At 62.2% G+C, this 1733-nt stretch carries 2 protein-coding genes and 1 pseudogene; all 3 read right to left on the bottom strand.

From position 1 onward, the window contains the following. Nucleotides 1-365 (bottom strand): SDR family NAD(P)-dependent oxidoreductase (locus tag A2J03_RS02855; protein WP_197480596.1); only part of this gene is annotated, 365 nt, incomplete at its 3' end. Then, a complete protein-coding gene (locus tag A2J03_RS02850; protein WP_068369435.1) occupies nt 358-1332 on the bottom strand; it encodes a fumarylacetoacetate hydrolase family protein in 975 nt (324 codons plus the stop codon). The genes A2J03_RS02850 and A2J03_RS02855, both read right to left, overlap by 8 nt. Further along, nucleotides 1329-1733, bottom strand: a pseudogene (locus A2J03_RS02845) (VOC family protein); the annotation flags it as partial. The gene A2J03_RS02850 and the pseudogene A2J03_RS02845, both read right to left, overlap by 4 nt.

The raw sequence follows: 1733 nt of genomic DNA, 5'->3' as shown, positions 1-1733 counted from the left end.
GTGGTCGCAGCGAGAGAACCGACGTTGACGATCGATCCACCGGCCCGCATCCTCTGCGCGACCGCTTGCATACCCAGCAGAGGACCGACGACGTTGACCGAGTGAAGCCGAGTCATGTCCTCGGCACTGACGTCGTCCACCCTGGCGCGCCATGTGATTCCCGCGCAGTTCACGAGGCCGTCGATTCGGCCGTCGATTCGGCCGACAAGGTCGTCCCAGTGCGTGCGTGACCTGACGTCGAACCCGGTCTCGAGATCGACACCGTGCACGACGGCGCCGAGGTGCCGCAACCGATCGGCCACAGCGGCACCGATGCCGCCCGCGGCACCGGTGACGATCACTGCTCTGCCGGACAGATCAGACACCCACATGCTCCTGTCGGACACCTGCGTGATCGATGACTCGAGCCGCCGGAATCTCAGCGGTGGCGCGCGATCGCCCCACGGTGTTGATCAAAGTCCCGATCCCCTCGACGGTCATGGTCACCACGTCACCATCCTGCAGCGGGGGTGGCGACTGTTGTCCATGACGGCCCCACAGTTCGGCTAGACAACCACCGTTGCCGACGGTCCCACTGCCGAGGACATCTCCCGGATGTACCCAGGAGTCACGAGAGGCATACGCGACGAGGGCGTCGAAGGTCCACCCCATGTTCGCGAGCGAATCCTGCCCTATGCGTCGACCATTCACATCGACTGTGCATGTGATCTGCAGAAATCCGTCCGCATCACGACGGGTGTGGATTTCGTCGGCTGTCACGATCCACGGTCCCAACGTGTTGGCGAAGTCCTTACCTTTCGCCGGTCCTAGACCGACCTGCATCTCCCGACGCTGAAGGTCTCGCGCCGACCAGTCGTTGAGAATCGTGTATCCGAAGATGTGGCTGGACGCCTCGTCCATCTCCACATTCGATCCCGACTTGCCGATTACTGCCGCAACCTCCAACTCGAAATCGAGTGCCCTGCATGCTGCTGGCGGTGCGATCACTGCACCATGACCACTGACGGTGTACGGGTTGGTGAAGTAGAACCGCGGAGCTTCGTACCAGGCTTCCGCAACGCCCTGCACGCCGTCCACGCTGCGGCGAACACCCTCGACATGTTCTTCGAACGCGACGAAATCCCGCATCGTCGACGGTTGCAGTGGTGCCGACAAGGTCACTGCGGTCAGCTCGATCGACGGTCGTTCACGTGCTGCAGCGCCGATATCCAGTGCCCGGGGAAGACCACCACTCAACAGAGACTGCATCGACTCGTTCAGGGGATGAACCCGACCGTCGTCGACCACCCCGCACGACACGTCGCCGCCGTGGACATACGTCGCGAATTTCATACCGGCGGCGCCACGAACAGGCCCTTGTCGGGATCGTTGAACGACTTCTTCGCGATGAACTCGTCCATCGCGTTGGCGGTCCCCCACTGATCCGACACTTCAGGCTTGGAGAAGTCGAGCAGATGCGGATGCCAGGTGTCTTCGTCGAGAACCTCCAGTTCGGTGGTGTATTCCATCGTATTTCCGTTGGGGTCGAGGAAGTAGGAGAACGTGTTGTTCCCTGCCTGGTGACGGCCCGGGCCCCAGATCTTCTCGACGCCGGCACGCAGCATTCGACCGGTGCCCCGCATGTATTCGTCGATGCCGCGAAGTTCGAACGACGCATGGTGCAACGACACGTGCGGTCCCCGTGCGACGGCCATGCTGTGGTGCTGCGCATTGGTCCTCAGGAACCACATCAT

It is taken from the genome of Rhodococcus sp. EPR-157, from assembly GCF_001647195.1.
In the GTDB taxonomy this organism is placed as follows: Bacteria; Actinomycetota; Actinomycetes; order Mycobacteriales; family Mycobacteriaceae; genus Rhodococcoides.
This window is presented reverse-complemented; position numbering and strand designations above follow the sequence as displayed.

Bases quoted from the DNA above. Each gene is read 5' to 3' on its own strand.
- A2J03_RS02850 (WP_068369435.1), bottom strand. From the start codon at position 1,332: ATGAAATTCGCGACGTATGTCCACGGCGGCGACGTGTCGTGCGGGGTG.